The 22,169-nt window shown below is 39.9% G+C and carries 21 protein-coding genes and 1 pseudogene; 6 read left to right on the top strand and 16 right to left on the bottom strand.

The genetic code is table 11. From position 1 onward, the window contains the following. From rplB to rpsL, 8 genes and pseudogenes are all read right to left on the bottom strand, one after another. Positions 1-323, bottom strand: a pseudogene (gene rplB, locus P767_RS18825) (50S ribosomal protein L2); the annotation flags it as partial. Positions 324-366: 43 nt separating this feature from the next. Further along, positions 367-666, bottom strand: coding sequence for a 50S ribosomal protein L23 (gene rplW, locus P767_RS0106855; protein ID WP_026763917.1), 300 nt, complete (start codon positions 664-666; stop codon positions 367-369). 26 nt (positions 667-692) lie between these two features. Next, positions 693-1,325 (bottom strand): 50S ribosomal protein L4, encoded by a 633-nt coding sequence (rplD, locus tag P767_RS0106860; protein ID WP_026763918.1) that lies wholly within the window; start codon positions 1,323-1,325, stop codon positions 693-695. A 35-nt stretch (positions 1,326-1,360) separates the two neighbouring features. Continuing rightward, a complete protein-coding gene (gene rplC, locus P767_RS0106865) occupies positions 1,361-1,978 on the bottom strand; it encodes a 50S ribosomal protein L3 (protein WP_026763919.1) in 618 nt (205 codons plus the stop codon). A 291-nt stretch (positions 1,979-2,269) separates the two neighbouring features. Then, the gene (gene rpsJ / locus P767_RS0106870; protein ID WP_026751395.1) at positions 2,270-2,575 is read right to left on the bottom strand and encodes a 30S ribosomal protein S10; all 306 of its coding nucleotides are present in this window, start codon (positions 2,573-2,575) and stop codon (positions 2,270-2,272) included. A 363-nt stretch (positions 2,576-2,938) separates the two neighbouring features. Next, positions 2,939-5,089 (bottom strand): elongation factor G, encoded by a 2,151-nt coding sequence (gene fusA, locus P767_RS0106875; RefSeq protein ID WP_026763920.1) that lies wholly within the window; start codon positions 5,087-5,089, stop codon positions 2,939-2,941. Positions 5,090-5,272: 183 nt separating this feature from the next. Next, positions 5,273-5,740, bottom strand: a complete 468-nt coding sequence (gene rpsG / locus P767_RS0106880) for a 30S ribosomal protein S7 (protein ID WP_026763921.1) — start codon at positions 5,738-5,740, stop codon at positions 5,273-5,275. Between the two features lie 71 nt (positions 5,741-5,811). Beyond that, positions 5,812-6,309 (bottom strand): 30S ribosomal protein S12, encoded by a 498-nt coding sequence (gene rpsL, locus P767_RS0106885; RefSeq protein ID WP_456113452.1) that lies wholly within the window; start codon positions 6,307-6,309, stop codon positions 5,812-5,814. A 71-nt stretch (positions 6,310-6,380) separates the two neighbouring features. Here rpsL and P767_RS0106890 point away from each other — a divergent pair, with 71 nt between their 5' ends. Continuing rightward, positions 6,381-9,863 (top strand): T9SS type A sorting domain-containing protein, encoded by a 3,483-nt coding sequence (locus P767_RS0106890; RefSeq protein WP_026763922.1) that lies wholly within the window; start codon positions 6,381-6,383, stop codon positions 9,861-9,863. A gap of 120 nt (positions 9,864-9,983) precedes the next feature. Here the strand turns inward: P767_RS0106890 and P767_RS0106895 are convergent, their stop codons facing one another. Further along, positions 9,984-11,048, bottom strand: coding sequence for a branched-chain amino acid aminotransferase (locus P767_RS0106895; protein WP_026763923.1), 1,065 nt, complete (start codon positions 11,046-11,048; stop codon positions 9,984-9,986). A 72-nt stretch (positions 11,049-11,120) separates the two neighbouring features. Between P767_RS0106895 and P767_RS0106900 the strand changes: the two genes are divergently transcribed. From P767_RS0106900 to P767_RS0106910, 3 genes are read left to right on the top strand one after another with little or no spacing between them, the layout of a single operon-like run. Next, the gene (locus tag P767_RS0106900; RefSeq protein WP_026763924.1) at positions 11,121-11,777 is read left to right on the top strand and encodes a hypothetical protein; all 657 of its coding nucleotides are present in this window, start codon (positions 11,121-11,123) and stop codon (positions 11,775-11,777) included. Positions 11,778-11,783: 6 nt separating this feature from the next. Beyond that, positions 11,784-12,374, top strand: a complete 591-nt coding sequence (gene rdgB / locus P767_RS0106905) for an RdgB/HAM1 family non-canonical purine NTP pyrophosphatase (RefSeq protein ID WP_037351679.1) — start codon at positions 11,784-11,786, stop codon at positions 12,372-12,374. A gap of 32 nt (positions 12,375-12,406) precedes the next feature. Next, entirely contained in the window at positions 12,407-12,835 is a 429-nt protein-coding gene (locus tag P767_RS0106910; RefSeq protein WP_026763926.1) for an acyl-CoA thioesterase, read from the top strand. 28 nt (positions 12,836-12,863) lie between these two features. Here the strand turns inward: P767_RS0106910 and P767_RS0106915 are convergent, their stop codons facing one another. From P767_RS0106915 to P767_RS0106925, 3 genes are read right to left on the bottom strand one after another with little or no spacing between them, the layout of a single operon-like run. Then, on the bottom strand, positions 12,864-13,598 hold the full coding sequence (locus tag P767_RS0106915; RefSeq protein WP_026763927.1) for a shikimate dehydrogenase family protein: 735 nt from the start codon (positions 13,596-13,598) through the stop codon (positions 12,864-12,866). 1 nt (position 13,599) lies between these two features. After that, positions 13,600-14,364 (bottom strand): phosphosulfolactate synthase, encoded by a 765-nt coding sequence (locus tag P767_RS0106920; protein ID WP_026763928.1) that lies wholly within the window; start codon positions 14,362-14,364, stop codon positions 13,600-13,602. Positions 14,365-14,398: 34 nt separating this feature from the next. Beyond that, positions 14,399-15,820: a tetratricopeptide repeat protein gene (locus P767_RS0106925; protein ID WP_026763929.1), complete on the bottom strand. Its 1,422-nt coding sequence runs from the start codon at positions 15,818-15,820 to the stop codon at positions 14,399-14,401. A gap of 167 nt (positions 15,821-15,987) precedes the next feature. On the opposite strand from P767_RS0106925, the gene P767_RS0106930 reads away from it, so the two are divergent. Beyond that, the gene (locus P767_RS0106930) at positions 15,988-16,305 is read left to right on the top strand and encodes a hypothetical protein (RefSeq protein ID WP_216593211.1); all 318 of its coding nucleotides are present in this window, start codon (positions 15,988-15,990) and stop codon (positions 16,303-16,305) included. Positions 16,306-16,335: 30 nt separating this feature from the next. On the opposite strand, the gene P767_RS0106935 is transcribed toward P767_RS0106930, so the two are convergent. Further along, the gene (locus tag P767_RS0106935; RefSeq protein WP_157611409.1) at positions 16,336-16,971 is read right to left on the bottom strand and encodes a hypothetical protein; all 636 of its coding nucleotides are present in this window, start codon (positions 16,969-16,971) and stop codon (positions 16,336-16,338) included. Positions 16,972-16,975: 4 nt separating this feature from the next. Continuing rightward, the gene (gene yidC / locus P767_RS0106940) at positions 16,976-18,814 is read right to left on the bottom strand and encodes a membrane protein insertase YidC (RefSeq protein WP_026763932.1); all 1,839 of its coding nucleotides are present in this window, start codon (positions 18,812-18,814) and stop codon (positions 16,976-16,978) included. 126 nt (positions 18,815-18,940) lie between these two features. On the opposite strand from yidC, the gene P767_RS0106945 reads away from it, so the two are divergent. Beyond that, positions 18,941-19,903: a DUF4407 domain-containing protein gene (locus P767_RS0106945; RefSeq protein WP_026763933.1), complete on the top strand. Its 963-nt coding sequence runs from the start codon at positions 18,941-18,943 to the stop codon at positions 19,901-19,903. On the opposite strand, the gene P767_RS0106950 is transcribed toward P767_RS0106945, so the two are convergent. Both P767_RS0106950 and P767_RS0106955 read right to left on the bottom strand, forming a co-directional pair. Then, positions 19,900-20,280 (bottom strand): hypothetical protein, encoded by a 381-nt coding sequence (locus P767_RS0106950; RefSeq protein WP_026763934.1) that lies wholly within the window; start codon positions 20,278-20,280, stop codon positions 19,900-19,902. The genes P767_RS0106945 and P767_RS0106950 overlap by 4 nt on opposite strands. A 121-nt stretch (positions 20,281-20,401) precedes the next feature. Continuing rightward, on the bottom strand, positions 20,402-22,051 hold the full coding sequence (locus P767_RS0106955) for a CTP synthase (protein ID WP_026763935.1): 1,650 nt from the start codon (positions 22,049-22,051) through the stop codon (positions 20,402-20,404). Positions 22,052-22,169: the final 118 nt, after the last annotated feature.

Raw genomic sequence — 22,169 nt, forward strand, 5'->3', positions numbered from 1 at the left:
TGTGGGGCAATGATGTAGCGCTTTTCGCCATCAGTATATTGAACCAGTGCAATAAATGCAGTACGGTTTGGATCGTATTCAACAGATACAACTGTAGCAGCGATATCTCTCTTATTACGCTTAAAATCGATAATACGGTAGTGGTGCTTATTTCCACCACCCATGTAACGCATAACTCTACGACCCTGAGAGTTACGGCCAGCAGTGCTTTTTTGAGGCTCTAACAAGCTCTTTTCAGGCTTATTAGTAGTAATCTCAGCATAAGCATTTCCAATTCTCCAACGAGTTCCTGCTGTGATTGGTTTGTACTTTTTTAGTGCCATTGTTTATTTTTTTGTGCGGAATTCTCAGCTCCGCTGCTATAAATTAAATATTTGCGTAAAGATCAATTGTTTCCCCTTCTGCTACAGTTACAAATGCTTTCTTGTAAGCAGATTTCATTCCCTGAATAAAACCAGCTTTTGTGTAGCGGGCTTTGTTTTTTCCCGGAGCCACAGCAGTATTTACATCTACTACGTTTACGCCATAGAATTCTTCAATTGCTTTTTTGATCTCCAACTTATTAGCCTTACGGTTTACCTTGAAAGCATATTTTCTTAGCGAATCCTGCTGAGCATTTGCTTTTTCGGTTAATATCGGCTTTATTAAAATTTCTGACTGTCTCATTTTGTATGATTGAAACGTTACTTAAATTAAGCTGCTGCTTCTTCTTCGTTGAAGATTTTCACAGTGTTCTCTGTTATTACTAATACATCTGCATTCATGATATCGTAAGTGTTGATGTCTGCAAGCAAAGTGCTGCCTACATTTGGCACGTTACGAGTGCTTAGGTACAGATTATCGTTGTACTCAGGTAAAACAATGAGTGCTTTTTTATCAGCAACTTTCAAGTTACCCATGATGTCTACCAATTGCTTGGTTTTTGGAGCATCCATTTTAATTTCTTCTACTACTACGATAGCACTTTCTTTTGCTTTGTAGCTTAAGGCAGAAATCTTAGCCAGATCCTTCACTTTACGGTTCAATTTGAAATCGTAAGCGTGAGGCTTAGGTCCAAAGATGGTACCACCACCCTTATATAAAGGGTTACGGATATTACCTTTACGAGAACCACCGGTTCCTTTTTGCTTGTGCAGCTTACGGCTTGCACCCTGCACTTCTGCACGGGTTTTAACCTTGTGCGTTCCGGAACGACGAGCGGCTAAGTATTGCTTAACAGCTAGATAGATAACGTGGTCATTGGGTTCAATACCAAAGATTTCCTGTGGTAATTCAACCGTTCTACCGGTTTTCTGTCCTTTTATATCTAATACATCTACTTGCATGATCTTTCAATTAATCTGTCAATTAAACAGGGTGATTATTTCTGAATTAAAACGATAGAACCGTTGTGACCTGGAACAGATCCACTGATCAGGATATAGTTCTTTTCTGAAAATATTTTAACTACTTTCAAACCTTTCATTTTAACACGGTCTCCACCCATACGACCGGCCATTCTCATTCCTTTGAATACACGGGAAGGATAAGAAGATCCACCGATAGAACCCGGAGCACGCTGACGATCGTGCTGACCATGGGATGCTTCACCCACACCAGAGAAACCATGGCGCTTTACAACACCCTGGAAACCTTTACCTTTAGTGGTACCAACAACTTCAACAGTATCACCTTCAGAGAAGATATCTACTGTTACAGTTTCACCTAAATTCTTTTCTATTGAATAGTTGCGAAATTCTTTAACGAATTTCTTGGCTGGAGTCTGAGCCTTTGCGAAGTGATTGATTTCGGCTTTTGTAGCGTGCTTTTCTTTCTTGTCGCCGAATGCTAATTGTACTGCAGAATAACCATCAGTTTCCTGCGTCTTGATTTGAGTTACGGTATTCGGAGCAACTTCAACGATGGTACAAGCGGTTTGCTTTCCATCAGCGGCGAAGATGCTGGTCATGCCGATTTTTTTTCCAATAATTCCTTTCATCGTTTTGCGGTTTATGCCCCGCTCGGTTATGAGGACATCCCACCGATGAAGCGGGATTCAATCCTAGTTTGCTACCGACCTTTTCCTTTGTTTTCCTGTTTAAGGCAGGAAGGGGAAGTACCGGTAGTAAACAAACCTCGAAGGGCCTGTTTATATGTTACCCACCAGCTTCATTCTAAAGCTGATGATTTATTTTTTCTAATCAGAGCTGCTTTCCCGGCTTAAGCGGTTGGCAGATAATATATTTAGTAAGAACTAATGCTGTCTGCTTTCAGACAGCGGCTTGATTTATCAAGCTTTAATTTCAACCTCAACACCAGATGGCAAATCTAATTTGCTCAACGCATCTACGGTTCTTGAAGAAGAAGTGTAGATATCCATCAGACGCTTGTGCGTAGCTAACTGGAACTGCTCACGGCTCTTCTTATTAACGTGTGGTGAACGCAATACAGTGAAAATTTTCTTGTGTGTAGGCAAAGGAATTGGACCTGTTACTACTGCACCTGTACTACGTACTGTCTTAACGATCTTCTCTGCAGATTTATCTACAAGATTGTGATCGTATGATTGTAATTTGATTCTGATTCGCTGAGACATAGTCAAAAACCAATTTTTACGTTGGGGTTGCAAAGGTAAGGAGCTGTAATTGAACAGACTAAGTTTTTTATGTTTTTTTTCGCCTTTTTTGTGGATTTATTTTTATTTTTTCGCAAAAAGCCTGGTTTTCCACAAAATTAACATTAATATTAAATAAAATAAACATTTGTTTGTTGCAATTCCGGGCGCTTCCGAGTGGTTCAGCATCTTTCCGGAAGGATTCTGAAAGCTACAGGACAACTTCAATCGTCCTACCCTACTCCTTGAATTACCACCCAATATAGATGGACCAAACTTTCAAAAAAAGCGCCCCGATAAATCGGGGCGCATATGTAAAATCAAGTTTAATTAGTCAGGATGAAATTATTCATCGTTCTTAACCTTACCCTTGTTCTTTGCCATTACTTCTTCAGCAACGTTATTAGGTGCTGGATTGTAATGAGAGAACTCCATGGTAGAAGTTGCACGACCAGAGCTCAAAGAACGCAATTGGGTTACATAACCAAACATTTCGCTCAATGGAACTTTCGCCTTGATAACCTGAAGGTTGGCACGGCTGTCCATACCTTCCAGCATACCACGACGACGGTTCAAGTCACCGGTAACATCACCCATGTACTGATCAGGAGTTAATACTTCCACTTTCATGATAGGCTCTAACAAAGTAGGCTTAGCCTTACGTCCCGCTTCACGGAAACCAGACTTCGCACACAATTCAAAGCTCATTGCATCAGAATCCACATCGTGGTAGCTACCATCGAATACACGGATCTTCATATTGTTTACAGGGTAACCTGCTAAAACACCAGTGGTCATTGAAGTTTCAAAACCTTTAATGATAGCCGGAACAAATTCCTTAGGGATAGATCCACCAAACAAATCGTTCACAAACTGGAAGCTCTTTCCTTCGTTAGCTGCTAACCATTCTTCATCAGCTGGTCCAATTTCAAACTGAATATCAGCGAACTTACCACGACCTCCGGACTGCTTCTTCAACACTTCTCTGTGTTGAACAGTTGTACCGAAAGATTCTTTGTAAGCAACCTGAGGTGCACCCTGGTTCACTTCTACTTTAAACTCACGACGCATACGGTCGATGATAATTTCAAGGTGCAATTCACCCATACCACGAAGGATGGTCTGACCAGTGTCTTCATCTGTATTTACACGTAAGGTAGGATCTTCTTCTACTAATTTCGCAATAGCCATACCCATTTTGTCTACGTCAGCCTGGGTTTTAGGTTCTACTGCAATGGCAATTACCGGCTCAGGAATAAACATGTTTTCCAAAGTAATCGGATGGTTTTCATCGCAAAGGGTATCACCGGTTTTAATTTCCTTGAAACCTACTGCTGCACCAATATCACCTGCTTCAATAAAGTCAATTGGATTTTGCTTATTAGCAAACATTTTCATGATACGGCTGATACGCTCTTTCTTTCCGCTTCTTACGTTTAATACATAAGAACCTGCATCCAGGTGACCAGAGTAGCAACGGAAGAAAGCCAGACGACCTACGAAAGGATCGGTCATGATTTTGAATGCCAATGCAGCAAATGGTTCTTTAGCACTTGGCTTTCTGGTAATAGTCGCTCCAGTATCAGGATCGGTACCTACTGTATCTTCAATATCAACAGGAGAAGGCAGGTAACGACAAACCGCATCCAATGCAGTTTGTACCCCTTTGTTCTTGAATGAAGATCCGCACATCATAGGTACGATGCTTAAATCGATACAAGCTTTACGGATAGCTTCGTGAACTTCTGCTTCAGAAATTGAATCAGGATTATCGAAGAATTTCTCCATTAGGTTATCGTCGTATTCAGCAACTGCTTCAATCAAGTTCTGTCTCCAATGCATCACATCTTCCATCATATCAGCAGGAACCTCAATCTCGTCGAAAGTCATACCTTCTGTTTCAGCGTGCCATACAATACCTTTCATTTTGATAAGGTCAACTACGCCTTTAAAATTATCTTCTGCACCAATTGGTAACTGCAAAGGAACTGCTTTTGCACCCAGCATTTCCTTCACCTGGTTAACCACGTTCAGGAAGTCTGCACCAGCACGGTCCATTTTGTTTACGAAACCAATACGGGGAACTTTATAACGATTCGCTTGACGCCAAACGGTTTCAGACTGAGGCTCTACACCATCCACTGCAGAGAACAATGCAATCAAACCATCCAGTACACGCATTGAACGTTCAACCTCTACGGTAAAGTCCACGTGTCCGGGAGTATCGATGATGTTGAAATAATAAGACTTGGTTTCAGGAGTAGCTTTTCCCAATACGGTAGGGAAATTCCACTGACAGCTTACCGCTGCAGAAGTAATGGTAATACCTCTTTCCTTTTCCTGCTCCATCCAGTCGGTAGTAGCACCACCATCGTGTACTTCACCAATCTTGTGGATCATACCAGTGTAGCGTAAGATACGCTCGGTGGTAGTGGTTTTACCGGCATCAATGTGAGCGGCAATACCAAAGTTTCGTTGAAATTTCAAATCAGCCATATAGTATTCTTATTTTTTTAGAGGCCGCAAAGGTACAGATAATCCCGAACCAACAAAGGGTTCAGCCCCATTTATTTGTTTTGGGGATAAAATATTGATTAAATATGATATCAATTCCTGTGCGGCAGGTGTTTAAAACAAAAAAGCCCCGAGAGTTTCGGGGCCTTGTGAAATTTTATATGCTTACACTTTAAAGTGTGAGAATGCCTTGTTGGCTTCAGCCATACGGTGTGTATCTTCTTTCTTTTTGAAAGCAGCACCTTCACCTTTTGCAGCAGCCATGATTTCATTGGATAGCTTATCTGCCATGGTGCGACCGTTTCTTTCGCGGCTGTAGCGGATTAACCACTTCATGCTTAAAGAAACTTTACGGTCAGGTCGAACTTCAGAAGGAATCTGGAAAGTAGCACCACCAATTCTGCGACTTCTTACTTCAACAGCAGGAGTTACATTGGCAATGGCTTTTTTCCATACTTCGTATCCGTCTTCACCGGTAACTTTTGTTATTTTATCAACTGCATCATAGAAAATATTGATGGCAGTACTTTTTTTACCATCCCACATCAAATTGTTAATGAAACGGGTAACCATTTTGTCGTTGAAGCGACCGTCTGGTGCTAAGGGTAATTTTTTGGCTTGTGCTTTACGCATTGTTTAATTTTTAAAAGGGACTGAAGGTCTTCAAGTATTAAAACTTTACTCAGTCACTATAGTGAATAAAACTATTTCTTAGCTTTTTCTTTCTTGGTACCGTATTTAGAACGGCTCTGCTTACGGTCTTTTACACCAGCAGTATCCAAACTACCACGTACAATGTGGTAACGTACACCCGGTAAGTCTTTAACACGACCACCGCGGATAAGTACAATAGAGTGCTCCTGTAGGTTGTGGCCTTCACCCGGAATATAGGCGATAACCTCAACTTTATTGGTCAAACGCACTTTCGCTACTTTACGCAAAGCAGAGTTTGGTTTTTTAGGAGTAGTAGTATATACACGAGTACATACACCACGACGCTGAGGACAAGCATCCAAAGCTCTAGACTTACTCTTAGCCCTGATAATTTCGCGGCCTTTTCTAACTAATTGTTGTATTGTAGGCATTATAAACCATTTAAAATTTCGGACGGCAAAGGTAATGGCTCTGAATGAGAATCCAAAATGTTTTCCAAAAAAAAGTATTTCTACGGGCAAAAAAAAGGGATTTAGCCCAATTTTCATCCCCCTGTTGTTTGTAAAATAAATAAAACCTTGCTTTACACTGTAGCCCCGCAAAGCCCCCAGCCCAAGTTATGAGGCATCATTCACTGGCATTGCTCCTGTTACTACAGGCAGCATATAACCCATTACATGCGCAAACCGGAAACAGCCTGGTTTATTCCCAGGCCAATGTTATTTACCAGCAAAATTTTAATGGGTTGCCGACCAGCGGTAGCTTTATTTTATCCGGAAAAGGCCCTCACCCGTTTCAGAATGCGCCTTTTGCCATTTCCGCAATGGCGGGATGGGAAATAATGCAACGGTCGGGCAGCAGCGCTAATGCGGTCTTTTCAATAGGCACCGGCAGTTCAACTGCTGCAGGTATATACAGCGTGGGTAACACGGGCAGTGACCGCGCATTAGGAACCCTTTCTGCCGGCACAGGCGTTTATTCCATTGGGTTGATTATAACCAACCAAACTGGTAAGACTCTCCATAAAATCAATGGATCTTTTACTGCGGAACAATGGCGCAAAGGAGGGTCAGGAAATGCCAATATTTGGAAAGGTAAAATAGGCACAGGTGCATTCAACGGAATTAATGGCAGCTTACTGAATGCTGCCCCCGCCCTCAATTTTACTTCTGTACAAAGCAGTACAGGTGCAGGAAGCCTCAATGGAAACAATCCGGAAAATCAATCCATCATTCAATTTAATATAAGTGGATTAACATGGAAAAACGGAGAACAGCTTTTACTTGTCTGGGAGGATTCAGATGAAGGAGGCAGTGATGATTTAATGGCCATTGACGATTTTAGCTTTAAGGCAGACACAGACAGTTCGGAAAACGAACAAGTGCATATAGACAGTCTTCATTCCATCACAGCGGGAATATCCAATGCAGATACCATTCAATATGCATTTAAACCCAGCGGAGATATAACAGGACTGAGCACGCAAAATTTTGTATTGCATACCCAGGGGTTGGGAAATGCTGCCATTGCAGAAGTAACCGGATCAGGAACGGATTATCGTATAAAGATTTTTACCGGGAACGGAGAAGGTAAAATAGTATTGGGAATCAACAATAATGACAACCTGATTCCGGGACTATCCGGACTACCCTTTTTTAGCATCGATACGCAATTGATTGATAAAATAAAACCTATACAGCTTAACCTGATTCCACTAGGAGATTCAATATTTAAAAAAGGAGATACACTTACGCTTCAACTAGGTTTTAATGAATCCGTTCATCTCGATTCATTATCGCCCTTACAGGCCATACCCATACAAATCAGCAACCGGATTAAACTGGCATCATACTGGAAAGGGAATCATTCCAATAATTTGTTCTTTAGGTATATCATAGAATCCAATGACAAAGACCTGGATGGTATTGAATTAGCCAGTACTTACAATTCAACTCAGATTATCATAAAGGACCTTGCGGAAAATAAAACTGACCTGTCTGTAAGCTCAAACCCCTTGGCGCATATTCGCATCAATGGAACACCCATTCAATATCAGCAAAACAAAGACAGTACCCTACAGCAGTGCAATACAAGAGACAGTATAGACATTGCTCCTTTACTGGCAATAGATAGTACTGCTAACGGAGAAATTTTAACCTGGAAAATAACCGAGGGGTCTGTCAGATGGGATGGCAACCAATCAACTTTTAGCAAGATTAGTTCAGGAAGTATTATGCAACCTGCATCCATCAAAATGGCAGTTGCTAATGTTTTGGTTACTGACAGTATACTGGTTACTGTTTCAAACGGATTCTCGCATACTTACAAAAAGATTAGGCTGGAATCACGCAGCTGGATGGGATCAGCAGACAGTAACTGGCATAATCCCCTGAACTGGTGCAATACCCTGGTTCCCGATAGTAATGCCTATATTACCATTGGCTCCAATACGCCGCATCAGCCATTTATTTTACAGAAGCATGCAATAAAAAATCTTTGGTTAACTCCCGGGGCAAAACTGAATATTACAGGCACCCTGCAATTGAAGGGTGAATTACAGGGTGACAGCGCCAGCATTGATGCAAACACGGGAAAGATTGAATTGAATGGAAATATGATTCAACAAATCAGAGGACATATTTTTAAAAATAAAACCGTCGGAGACCTGATCATTAATAACAATGCCAGGCTTCTCAGCCCTCTGTACATTAATGAATCGGTACAGTTAAAATCGGGCAATTTTCAAACCAATGATCAATTATATTTTAATGCATCTGCCATTATTAGTCCTGCCGCACAGGGAGCTACTTTAAGCGGAATGGTCTTTATTCCTAACCTCTTTAAAGAAAAGAGCTCAGGAATATATTTGGCAGGACATCCGTTTACCGATTTCTTATCTCTGCAGCAGTGGATCAGCCCACCAAATATTCACTGGAATAATACAGTATTAAACACAGACAGTTTCTCTATAGAATCGGGCTGGCAAACCCTTGCACAGGGTAATGAAAACAAGTGGAAGCCTCAACAGGGAATTCGCTGGAATATTGGCCTCAATGAAGATAAGACCAGCTGGGCCAACTACTTCAGCGGCAATATTCTTATTGGCAATTTAACAAGAAATCTATCGGCTTCCGGAAATGGATTTCAGCTGGTAAGCAACCCTTATCTCAGCCCAATTAATTCATCTTTAATTGTAAAAGGCAGTTCCATCCAAAACTATAAATATGTTTGGGATAGTCAACTTGGAAACGGAGGTGGATATACTGCCATTCCATTTGACCAAAAGCATATTTTAAATCCTTTTGAAGCAATTATTTTACAGACAGACAGTACTTCCGGAAATGAATTGCTTTTCAGTGAAGCATCAAAATCAAATGAGTGGAACAATGGAACTGTAGAGGAATTTAAAGAACAGAATGGCTATTTTACCAATATCCAGCTTCACTATAATCAGCAACTGCAAGACAGATTAATTATTCGTGATCAGGCAAATGCCAAAAATGGCAAGGACCTATTTGATGCAGGTAAATTATTGAACCCCGGTTTGAATATATTTAGTTATTCCTCCGACAATAAAAAACTGGCTGTTGATAGCCGTGTGTTTAGTGAACAAACCAGAATACCCATTGAATTGTCCAATTTATTAAACGGAACCTATCAGTTAAAAATAGCCGATGCTTTCATGCCAGCTTCCCTGAAATTGGTTTTGTACGACACCTACTCCAATCAACAATTAGAATTAATAAAAGATAGCAGCATCCGTTTTGATATAAATTCAGACAGTGCCAGCAGAAGCAATCAACGATTCTTTATTGCCAAACAGGCACCAAAAGCAACCATACAGCTTGCCAATCAACTAACGGTTAAAATCTATCCCAATCCTGCAAGGAATGAAATGAATATTATCATCAATGCAGCTGTACCGGGCAATAGTGTTTTACGCATATTCAATATGGAAGGCACTCTCCTCAAAACAGTTTCAGCAGGAACAATTCAACAGGGTTTTATCCGCATTCCAATCGGCAACCTGTTACAAGGTCAATATTTGCTGCAGGTAACCAGCGGAAATCATCAGCAAAATATTCCGTTCTTTAAACAATAAGAACCATAGATTCCTAAAATAATCTGCGTATTACTATGATAAATATGTGCAAAATCTAAGGATAAGAAAAAGCCCCGGGAAAACCCAGGGCTTTTTTGTTTTTATTCCTCATGAAACTGTTTATACGGGTAACATCCATCCGTATTTATCTTCGGTTTTACCCTGACGGATTTCGTTTAATCTTTGCTTTAAAGCCGGAGCAACCGTCCATTTTTCGGTATCAAAGAACATGGATTCATCCTTATAGCGCAGCTCTTTTATCAGAGAAATAGTGGCAGCAGTTCCTGCACCAAAGACTTCTCTTAGTTGACCTGCCTTATAGGCTTCCATCAATTCATCAATAGAGATTTTTCTTTCAACTACTTCCAGTCCCATTTCTTCCAGTATGGTAAGTGAGCTCATTCTGGTAATACCTGCCAGAATAGTACCTTCTTCCAGAGATGGAGTAACTGCCTGATTACCGATAATGAAAAACACATTCATCATACCAACTTCCTGCAAATACTTATGTTCAAAAGCGTCTGTCCATAAAACCTGATCGTATCCCATTTCCTTGGCCAGATTCGTCGGGAACATGCTGGAACCATAGTTGCCTGCATTTTTAGAGTACCCAACTCCCCCGGTTACCGCACGGGTGTATTTTTCTTCCACAAAAATCCGCATAGGTGTACTGAAATAAGGACCAGTCGGGCTTAAAATAATCATGAACTTGTAAGTATCAGAAGGTTTTACACCCAATACTGCATCAGTTGCAAACATAAAGGGTCTGATATACAGGGAGTGATCCGGCATGGATGGAATCCAGTTGCGGTCTAACTTAACCAGGGCTTTCATACCATCTATAAAAATTTCTTCCGGAACAGTTGGCATCTGCATTCTGGTCGCAGAAATATTGAAACGCTTAAAGTTTTCATAAGGTCTGAAAATGGCGGCTTCCCCATCCTCGTTCTTATAAGCTTTAATCCCTTCAAAAATAGACTGACCATAATGTATAGCAGCCAATGACGGGTCCATAGACAATGCTTCGTAGGGTCTTATTTCAACATTCTTCCATACTCCGTTACTGTAGTCAGCTACCAGCATATGATCGGTAAACACTCTGCCAAAAGGAATATTTTCCAAACTAATCGTATCTAACTTAGACTTTTCGGCTCTCTTAATGTTTATATCCAGTACTGCGTTCATAGTTTTATATTTGGCGCAAAGAAACAAAAAAAATAAAAAACTAACAACTGTTAATATTTAAACGGAGTAACCATGGCTGAACAACTACCCGATTTTGTGCTGGCACAACTTTACCCGACAAGCCTGGTGATTGTTGAAACTGAAATAGCAAAACCAAAGCCAGGACTGGATCAGGCGGTTACAAAACAAATGAATCAATCCGTTTCAGCAGAATTGAAGCAGGAGGAAATTAAAACAACCGGTGATAGTGATAAGATCCCCAATCTTGCAACAACTTTAACAGATGAACCTTTACTGCCAAAACAACAATTGCCTTTAATAGAAAGACCGGATAACTGGTTCCTGGGTAAAAATGCAAAAAGAATTACCATACTGGTAAATGAACCCGATGCTGTTTTTCTAAATGATGCCAATCTGGATTTTCTTACCAAAATACTGGGTGCCTGCAAATTGAATATGGGTGATGTTTCCGTTATCAACACGGCAAGATATCTTGCTTTGTTCCCGGAAATTAAAAAGGAACTCTCACCATCCATATATATTTTGTTTGGGGTTAAAACCAGTGATATTCAGCTTCCTTTTATTATACCCGACTATCAGATTCAACCTTACGATCAGAGTAAGTTTCTGGCAGCACCAGCGTTTATTCAATTTACAGGTGATAGTGCAGAAGCCAAATTAGAGAAAACCAAACTTTGGGTAAGCTTAAAAACCCTATTCAATATATAATTGATTATGCCAACCGAAATTATTTTCGCAACCAACAATGCCAATAAGGTAAAAGAAATCAAGGCTGTTACCGGCAACCTATTGAATATATTGTCTTTGGAAGACGCCGGAATACTGATTGATATCCCAGAACCGCACGACACACTTGAAGCAAATGCCAGCGAAAAATCCAAAGTCATTCATCAATTAACAGGAAAAAACTGTTTTAGTGAAGATACCGGATTAGAAGTGGAAGCCCTCAATGGCGCACCTGGTGTTAAAAGTGCCAGATATGCAGGAGACAACAGAAACTTTCAGTTAAATATTGATTTGCTATTAAACAATCTGGAAGACCATTCCAATAAAAAAGCACAATTCAGAACAGTTATTTCCTTAATCTGGAATAACCAGGAACATTTATTCGAGGGAATCTGTAAAGGCAAGATTACACATCAGGCAAAAGGCATATCAGGATTTGGTTACGACCCGGTTTTCATTCCGGATGGGGCTGATAAAACATTTGCAGAAATGAGTATGGAAGAAAAAAATCTATATAGCCATAGAAAGAAAGCCATGCAGCAATTGCTTGATTTTTTCCATAAAAATGGAATTGCATAATCTATTAGAATACTACGCAAATATTATTGTGTATGAATCGTATCAAAATAAATTTACCGGAACATTTCCCTTTCTCCACCAGGCTTCAGATTAGAGTAACAGACTTAAACTACGGAGGACACGTTGGGAATGATACTGTCTTATCCATCTTGCAGGAAGCCAGACAACAATTCCTTCAATCCCGCGGCTATTCAGAATTACAGGTTGCGGAATTTGGTTTGATTATGGCTGATGCAATGGTGGAATACAAAAAAGAAATGAACCACCTCGATCAAATTAAAATTGACATTGCAGCAATAGATTTTGATAAAATGGGATTCGATCTGTATTACAGAGTTGTTATTGAAAGAAACGGCGAAGAAATTTTAGCCGTAAGAGCCAAAACAGGCATGATGCTTTTTGACTATACTACCCGCAAGAAAGCTTCCATGACCGATACCATTATAGCTGCTTTACAATAAGCTGATTTCTTCAGTAATCCGGTTGCAATTAACTATTCCAGATCCGCCAGCTTTCCTCTGCCTGCAACACCAGCATTTTATATCCGTTCTGCACTGTTGCCCCCTGTTGCAAACCCAATTCCATAAAGCGGGTTGTTTCGGGATTATAAATTAAATCGAACAGGTGATGATCAGGACCCAGTGATTCATAAGGTATATCGGGCGATGCAGCTATATCCGGGTATTGCCCAACCGGACTGGTATTGATAATTAAAGTATGCTTTTTTAAAACTGCCGCATCAACCTGATTGTACTGAATGGTTTTATCAGCTTCTTTTCTGGAAACAAACAAATAAGGAATCTTAATCTTTCTCAGTACATAGGCAACCGCCGCAGCTGCACCTCCTGTACCCAGTATCAATGCATGAGAATGGGAAGGTCTTAAGAAAGGTTGCAAGGATTGTTCAAAACCAATAATATCTGTATTATATCCAAACAACTTACCGTCTTTAATCTGTACACAATTGCAGGCTCCCATTTCTCTTACTGCATCATTCATCTCACCTAAAAAAGGAATGATTTGCTTTTTGTAGGGAATAGTTACATTGAACCCTTTTAAGAAAGGATGCTCATTTAACAACTGAGGAAACTGTTCTATAGAAGGTATTGCAAAATTCTGATACGCATGAGATTCAGTCAATCGCATTTCTTTAAACTTCTCCGTAAAATATCGTTGCGAAAAAGAATGAGTTAAAGGATATCCCAATAAACCATAGAGATGCATACTAGGCCTTGTCTAAATAAAGGTGAAAAGTATCTCCTCTTAGTCCTATACGCATGGCTTCCAATGGTAAAACCTCATTGGGGGCAATATTCCCGAGGTTTACATTGCATCCAATCAATTCAAGAAAATACAATTGCTGTGCCTTTTGAGGTGCTTCCCAGATTATTTTATCCGCGGGAATCTGTGTTAGAATTTCCTGAACCAGCCCTTCCCTTACTTCTCCACTACCTCTGTATATACCAACATTTCCTGCTTCCCTTGCTTCAGCAATTACATAGGAGGAACCTGCTTCCAATTCAGCACGCATCAATTCTATCCATTTATACGGAGGAATAATATGAGCTGCGTCTTTACTACCCACTTCACTCAACACAGTGGCATATTGGGTCAGCTTTTCTATATAACCGCATTTTTCAGCATGTGGTATAGTGATAGAACCATCCGACACTTCAATATAACTTACACCATATTCCTTGCATACTTCCACATAATCATCAAACTGATTTCTTATTAAGAATGCTTCAAATAAAGTACCTCCAAAATAAACAGGCATATTGGCTTCGCGGTAAACAGCTAATTTTTCCTTCAGGTTCGGCGTTACAAAAGAGGTTCCAAATCCAAGCTTTACAATGTCTACATGAGGGCCAGCTACACTTAAAAAGTCTTTCACCTGATTAATGCTTAACCCCTTATCCATTACCATGGTTAAGCCTGAAGTTCTGGGTTGTTGGGTACGTTCCGGAATTTGTGTAAGTCTGTAGTTCATTCGGAGATCATTGTTGAACAACAAAAATACATATTTATATTTTCTTTCCTTTCTTGTACCTAGCTACAATGTCAACAATCTGGTTATTTTGTAAAACAGAAGCATTCAGTTCTAATAATTTCTTGAGCAGTTTGGGAGATTTCTCCATTCCCGCCTCCAGCTTAAGCAATGCCTCTTTGGTTCTGCCCAGTTCAAGTAATATGGCAGTAGCGTAATAATAAAAAACAGGCTTCTCCCCGGTTGCCATAAATGCTGCCATACACTGCTCATAAGCTTCTTCAATCATATCGGCATTTATTAAACATCTTAGCAAAGCTTCCCAACCGGCAACAGATTTGCTCTTGTGTTTTACTGCCGTTCCAAAATAAATAATGGCATCCTTGAATTTGCCAAGATTCATCATGCATTCACCCATCGCCAGATTATATTCCGGAAGGGTACGGTTCATACGCATGGCATTCTCCAACTGCTTTGCTGCCGCCTGCCACTGTTCTTCCAGCATATAAGTTACCGCAATTTTATAATGAAGCTTACTGTCACCTGCGTTCAGGTGTACTGCTTTTTTATAATGAAACCTTGCCTGTGCATATTTTCCCATCCGATGATAGCAATGTCCAATTGCTTCATAAATCACGTCTTCAGGTCTGCTCAGCTCCAATACTTTCTCCAGTACTTCAATGGCTTCCTTGTATTTGCGCAATCGCAGGTAAGCGTCTCCCATATTGCGGTAAGCATAATCAAATTTCTCGTCAATGGCTACTGCATACTGGTAAGCATCAATGGCTTTTTCGTACAGCTTTAATCCCTGAAAGGCAGCAGCCAGGTTAAACCAGGCCAGTTCACTAAAGGGATTTTCATCAATAATAGACTGGTGCAATTTGATACTCTCTTCGTTTCTTCCTGTAAAATCGGTCCAGAAACAAATTTTGTACAATGCTTCTTCGTTATTGGGATCTTCTTCCAAAATCAGTTGCAAACAATCAAATACCTTGTCGAATTCCTCATAATCGTCGTACACATCGGCCAGTTCAAACAATAAATCCAGTCTTTCTTCCCCTTCAAATAATTGCAGCGCAGACTCCAGTAACTCGGCTGCCTTTGCTGGTTGATCCAGTGCCAGATAAGCATCTGTTTTCAGAATAAATAAATTCAGGTCAGAACTATCGAAAAGCTCTGCAGTTTCCAGTAAACTTAAAGCTTCCTTGTATTTTCGGGTAGCCAGTAACAAATCGGCCTTCTTGATCATCAGACTGGCTGAGTAGGGAAACTGTTCCAGCCCCAGATCTGCCGCTTCCATCGCTTCCGGTAAATCATCCTTTTCATCATAAAAATCTATGATTCGCTCAAAAGCCTCTTCTTCTAAATATGGATGACTTCTACCATGTTTAAGATGTTGATATTGAATGATCAACTCTTTCAATGCTTCCCTGTCTTCTCGATACGGATTGTTGCTCATGGGTGAAGGTTTACCTAATTTAGACAATAATTTGTACTTTTTTTGTAAAAACCAAACTTTTTAACCCTTATTAACGTTTGTTAATAAAAATAATTCGTTAAAATATTTAGGATATATCCTACCTTTGCCATATGTTAATGCAAACCAAATCCGTTACAAAAGTCACCATGATGCTCGCAATCTGCCTGCACCTGGTTATTGTTGCGGTTGCATTTACAGGAATAGTTGACGAAAAAGCCAAAAACAGTAAGTTTACTTTAAACAGCCTGAACAGGTACTCTAAAAAAGGACTCTCCTTGTCTGCCATCAAGTCTAATCTGAACTACAAAGGCTTAACCCTATCTAATAACAGCAGCAGTTTAATGAACACAAATACCGAACTGAATAGTCTGTTGCAATACAATAACGGGAACACTTCTTATATCTATCCTTATAAGATTAAAGTGAAAGTTCCCAAATTCAAAGTTCCGGAAAACCGCAATTAGACTTTACTAATTTAGCCTAACTCGATTTGTTTATTGATTCAGTAACCGATAACCAGTAGTCGGGATATCAAATTTTCCACCAGGTACAGGATTCAGGTTTATTTTGGTAGCCGTATAAATAATTTTCTGGGTGTACCCGTCCCTTGCTTCATACTCCAGTACAAAACCTGGAATATCCTTAAACTGAAATTCAAATTCTTTTACCGAAGGCACAATATTGGAAGCATAGAATACAGAAAAAGTACTTCCGTCTTTTAATTGTATAATGGCTTTTTTACAATCGTATCCCAAAATTGCTTTTCTTTCATCTGTAAACTGAATGGTTAAATCGGAGAATTTATCATTCTGTTTGGCCCACTGTGCTGCATTCATTTTGGTAAGAAACTTATTTGCACCAATCTCTCTTAGGATGGCAGCATCACCCGAAGCTTTGTTGAATATTAAAGACTGTGAGAAGGAAGGGCTAATTAAATCGGAACGACTGTGATTTCCTTTAATGTAAACAGTTTTAACGCTCTGTTTTAATAAGGACAAAGCATCCTTATCTAATGCCTCTTCATTATTTATAGTGATGGCATACGTTACGGTACACTCAGCCACTACTCTTGTTTGCGCAAATGCGCTACTTATTGCACCGCTAAATAAAAGGATTAATAAGTAGCGCATACGCTTATTTTTTATTGGTCTTGTTTTTTAATTCCTGCACTTTCTTCTGGCTCTCTACCATTTGCTCATAGCGTTCCTGCCATTTGCTTTTGGTTTTGGGTGCTTTTCTCTTGGCTTCAATCTTTGCCAGAATTTTATCGTGATCTATAATGTAATTCTGTATTACAAATTGTAATAGCAGAGTGATAACGTTTGATACGGTATAATACCAGGTTAACGCCGAAGGAAGACTGTTAAAAATAAACAGCAACATGAATGGAAAAATATAAGGCATGTACTTCAATGCAGGATTATCCTGTGTTGGTGTCATGCTCATATTATAAATAGAAATTAAAAAGCTCGTTAACACAGCTGTAATGGTAAATAAACTTACGTGATTACCAAAAGCAGGAATACTAAAAGGAAGAGATGCTATGGAATCATAACTGGATAAATCTGCACTCCACAGGAATGACTGACCTCTCAATGCAATTTCAGAATTAAAGAAACTGTACAAGGCAAAGAAGATAGGAATCTGGAGCAATGCAGGAATACAACCACCCAATGGATTCACACCTGCTTCTCTGAACAGTTTCATTTGCTCCATTGCAAAACCTTGCTGGTCATCTCCCATTTTCTTTTTCAGCACATCCAGTTCCGGACGCAGTGCTTTCATTTTTGCACCACTCAAATAACTGCTATAGGTTAATGGTGCTGTTACCAAACGGATAAACAAGGTTAAAAGAAAAATTACCCAGCCATAATTCTTTACAAACGATGCAAAGAAATCGAATACAGGCATGATAATGTATTTGTTGATTGGTCTTACAAAAGAATACATGTCACGACCCAGGTTGATAATCTTATCCATTTCCGGTGCCTGTTTGGCAAGAATTTCATATTCATTGGGTCCTATATAATAACGGAATGGAATTTCTACAGAAGCAGCTGACGGCACTTTAACCTGCAGTGAACTGGTTGTATTGGCCAGACTTCTGGTTGAATCCGTTGCACGGGCCCACTTGATACTTCCAGAATTGAAGGAATTATCTGCAATTAAAGTACTATTGAAAAACTGCTGAACAACGGAAACCCACTGAGCAGGCTTTTCAAATGTATGGTCGGTATTAGATGAGATATAATCAAACTCATTGTCCTCAGAAAAACAGATATTAGAAACCTGACGCTCGTACTGAGAGGTCTTCTCCATTTGTTCGGTTGCAACGGTCCAGTTTAGATTCAGTTGCTGATTGGTCAGCAATTGTGCTGCCCCGTTCATGCCCAGCTTCCAGCCAATATTATAACTATTGGGTGCAAGGGTAAATGTATGAACAACAGACTGTCCGTTAACAGAAGCCAGCTTGAACTGCAGGGTTTGTGATCCATCCGCATTTTTTACAATTTCACCCGGAGTGAAATACAAATTCTCAATTCCTGCAGATTGTGCAGGGGCTGTATTAATTGCATAAGCGAGGGTACTGTTATTCAATAATACCACAGGCTGATCCTGAGCATCCTTGTATTGTTTTAGCACAACAGACTTGATTTGTGCTCCCTTATTGGTAAGGTTAACTTTAACCAATTCATTCTCAAGCGTAACTACTGTTTCCTGACCAATGGCTGCATCTGTAAAACTTCCTGCACTGGCTACTCTAACGGCAGAATCTCTTTTCAGGGAATCCGTCTTGATTGCCACAGTATCCAACAACTTCATACGGGCAGCTGCTACTTTTGCCAAAGAATCTTCTTCCTTCTTTTTCATTTCAATAATGGCATTCTGCTGCTGGCTGGTATACCAGAAATACAAAAACATCAGAATACCCAGCAACACAAACCCAATGACCGTATTTTTATCCGTCTTCATACAAACTTTTATTGAGCGGCAAAGGTAACGTTTGCCTAACAAAAAATGTCTTTTCTTTGTATTCTCAACCAGCCAACCACCACCAACCACAAAAACCTGTGCCTGCCATAACCTTAATTATAAGTTATGCAGGAAAATTACACCCCGAACAATCGGGAAAAAATGCTGTGGTGGCTTAGTACCGCCGAAACCGAACTGGTAAAAAATGCAGTCGTAGACCGCAACAGACATGCCATTATAGGTATGCTCATGTTGGGTACCTGGTGTTTTGCAACACTGGCCTGGACCTATTTTTTCAGTACAGTTATACCCGAACTATGGAAAGCCGCACTGCTGGGCATATTCATGGGTGGTATCATTTTAAGTATTGACAGGGCATTGATTAAAGGGATTGGAATAATTACCAGAAAAATATGGGTGACGCTGGCTTTCAGAGGAATACTGGCTATTACCATAGGTTTATTTATGGCTCAGCCTGCCCTATTGTTTTTATTTCAGAAAGAAGTTAAGTTGCAGGCATCCCTTGACAATGAGGAAAGAATTAATATTAAGCAACAAGCCATTGAAAAAAGGCTTAAAGCCGAAAAGGAAAGACTCAATAAAGAAAAGCAGGCAATAAGCGCATCTTTAAATATATTATACCGGGAAATGGTGGCAACCCAAAATGCATTTATCCAGGAAACAGATGGCACGGGTGGATCAGGAAAGCTGGGTCTGAAAACCATAGCGCTGGCCAAAAAAGAGAGAGCCGATAAGGCAGAAAAAGGATACCAGGAAGCGCTTGCGAATCTCTCACCCTTGCAACAACAGATAGATAGCAGTTTGCAGAGAATTGAACAAAATACCCAAATGGAACTGGCGCGTTTTAAAGGATTATTAAATAACGGTTTTATCACTCAAATTGAAGCACTCAATCACCTGATAAAAAATAACGATGCAGTTGCCTACCGCTATTATTTACTGGTGACCTTACTATTGTTGATAGAACTTATGCCTGTAATTGCAAAACTTCTGTTGCCAACGGGTACTTACCAGGTACATGCCAAAAAGAAAGAAGAGCAGGAAATTGCCGCAATACAATCAACTTAATCGTATCGCATTAAATTGTAATTGCCAATATTGCTGATAGCCATTGCATCTACCACCCGGATTACTTGTTTATAGTCAACTTCTTTGGCAACCGCTATGCAGAATGGCTCCCTATTAATAATGGATGCGTTTTTCTGAATAAAGCTGTGAAGGGAATCGTAGGGTACGGATATTTCGGATGAATATAAATTAATAATAACCCTTTCGTTCAATAATATGGCACCATGCATTAAATCTTCATCACCTGCCAAAGGCTGGCTTTCTACAGGTGAAAGAACGGGTATAAAGCTTAAGCTGGAAGTTGCTTCCAAATTACCCTTCATCTGGAAAACGACGGAGGGAAACAGTAAAATAAAAATAATCAGTGATTTTTTCATTTTTCAGGATGTATTGGAAATTCAACTGTAGCAAGTTCCTACATTGATGTTTCCCAAAATGAAAAACTTCACCAATCCCCCTGTTTATTTCATGAAACAGGCATTTTATTTCATTAAAAGACTAAATAACGGCGTCTTTTTTGTTGCCTGTGTTCAGTGAACTTCTTTGTTCGTTGTATTTTTTGGCTGCATCAATAAATCCTACAAATAAAGGTGCTGGTCTTTCAACCGTACTCTTCAACTCAGGGTGATACTGAACCCCAATAAAGAAAGGATGATTGGGCAGTTCAATAATTTCAACTAGTCCCGTTGCAGGGTTCTTGCCGCTTGTTCTCATTCCTGCTTCCTGGTATTGGGTCAGGTAAGCATTGTTAAACTCATAACGGTGTCTATGCCTTTCTGTAAACTCTGTAGTGCCGTAAATTTTATGAGCAAGGGACCCTTCTTCCACTACACAGGGATAAGCTCCCAAACGCATGGTTCCTCCCATCATGGTAATTTTCTTCTGCTCTTCCATCATATTAATCACCGGATGTTCAGATTGGGCATCCATTTCAACGGAATGCGCATTTTTCAATCCCAGCACATTTCTTCCAAATTCAATAACGGCCATTTGCATGCCCAAACAAATGCCAAAGAAAGGCAGTCCTTTTTCCCTTGCATATTTTACGGCAATAATTTTTCCTTCAATACCTCTGTTACCGAATCCTGGTGCAACCAGCAATCCATCCAGCCCCATCAGTTTTTCTGCAACGTTTTCGTCCGTTATAAATTCTGAGTGAACATTAACTACCTGTACTTTTACTTCATTTATGGCGCCTGCATGTACAAAACTTTCCAAAATAGATTTATACGCATCCTGCAGCTCAATATACTTTCCAATTAGTCCAATGGTTACCTTACTCTTGGGATATTTTAACTTGTCCAGAAACTCTTTCCAGTTATTCAGATTGGGCTCTGCGAATTGAGTAATATTCAGCTTCTTCAGACAAATCAGATCCAGTTTTTCTCTCAACATATGCAGGGGCACTTCATAAATGGTACTGGCATCCATTGCTTCAATCACTGCTTCCTGCTTTACATTACAGAACAGGGCAATTTTACGTTTGATATCATTGTTCAATGGCTCTTCGGTTCGGCATACAATAATATCAGGATGCACACCCGTTTCGCTCAGCATTTTTACGCTATGCTGCGTTGGCTTGGTTTTAAGCTCCTTTGCTGCTTTTAAATAGGGTATTAAAGTAAGGTGCACCACCATCACATCTTCTTCAGGTAATTCCCACTGTAACTGTCTAACCGCTTCAATAAAAGGTAAACTTTCAATATCCCCAACCGTACCTCCAATCTCTGTTAATACAATATCATACTCATTGTTCTGACCCAATAAAAGCATTCTGTGCTTAATCTCATCTGTAATATGCGGAACAACCTGTACCGTTTTTCCCAAAAACTCACCGGCACGCTCTTTATTAATCACTGTCTGGTAAATTCTACCGGTAGTTACGTTATTCGCCTGAGAGGTAAATATGTTTAAAAATCTTTCATAATGACCAAGATCAAGATCAGTTTCTGCACCGTCCTCTGTTACATAACACTCCCCGTGTTCATAGGGGTTTAAAGTTCCGGGATCCACATTGATATACGGGTCAAACTTCTGAATGGTAACACGAAGCCCTCTGGCCTGTAACAACTTTGCCAACGAGGCGGCTATAATCCCTTTACCTAAACTGCTGGTTACGCCACCAGTTACAAAAATATACTTGGCCATAAAATGACTATTTTACTGCAATAAATGAAATAACAAACTTTGGACCTGGAAAATGAACTGAAATAGTTCGGAGGTCGTACAAAGTTAGCTTTATTAAATGAATAGAAAAAATAGACCA

Origin of the sequence: Sediminibacterium salmoneum NBRC 103935 (assembly GCF_000511175.1) — a bacterium.
Classification (GTDB): domain Bacteria; phylum Bacteroidota; class Bacteroidia; order Chitinophagales; family Chitinophagaceae; genus Sediminibacterium; species Sediminibacterium salmoneum.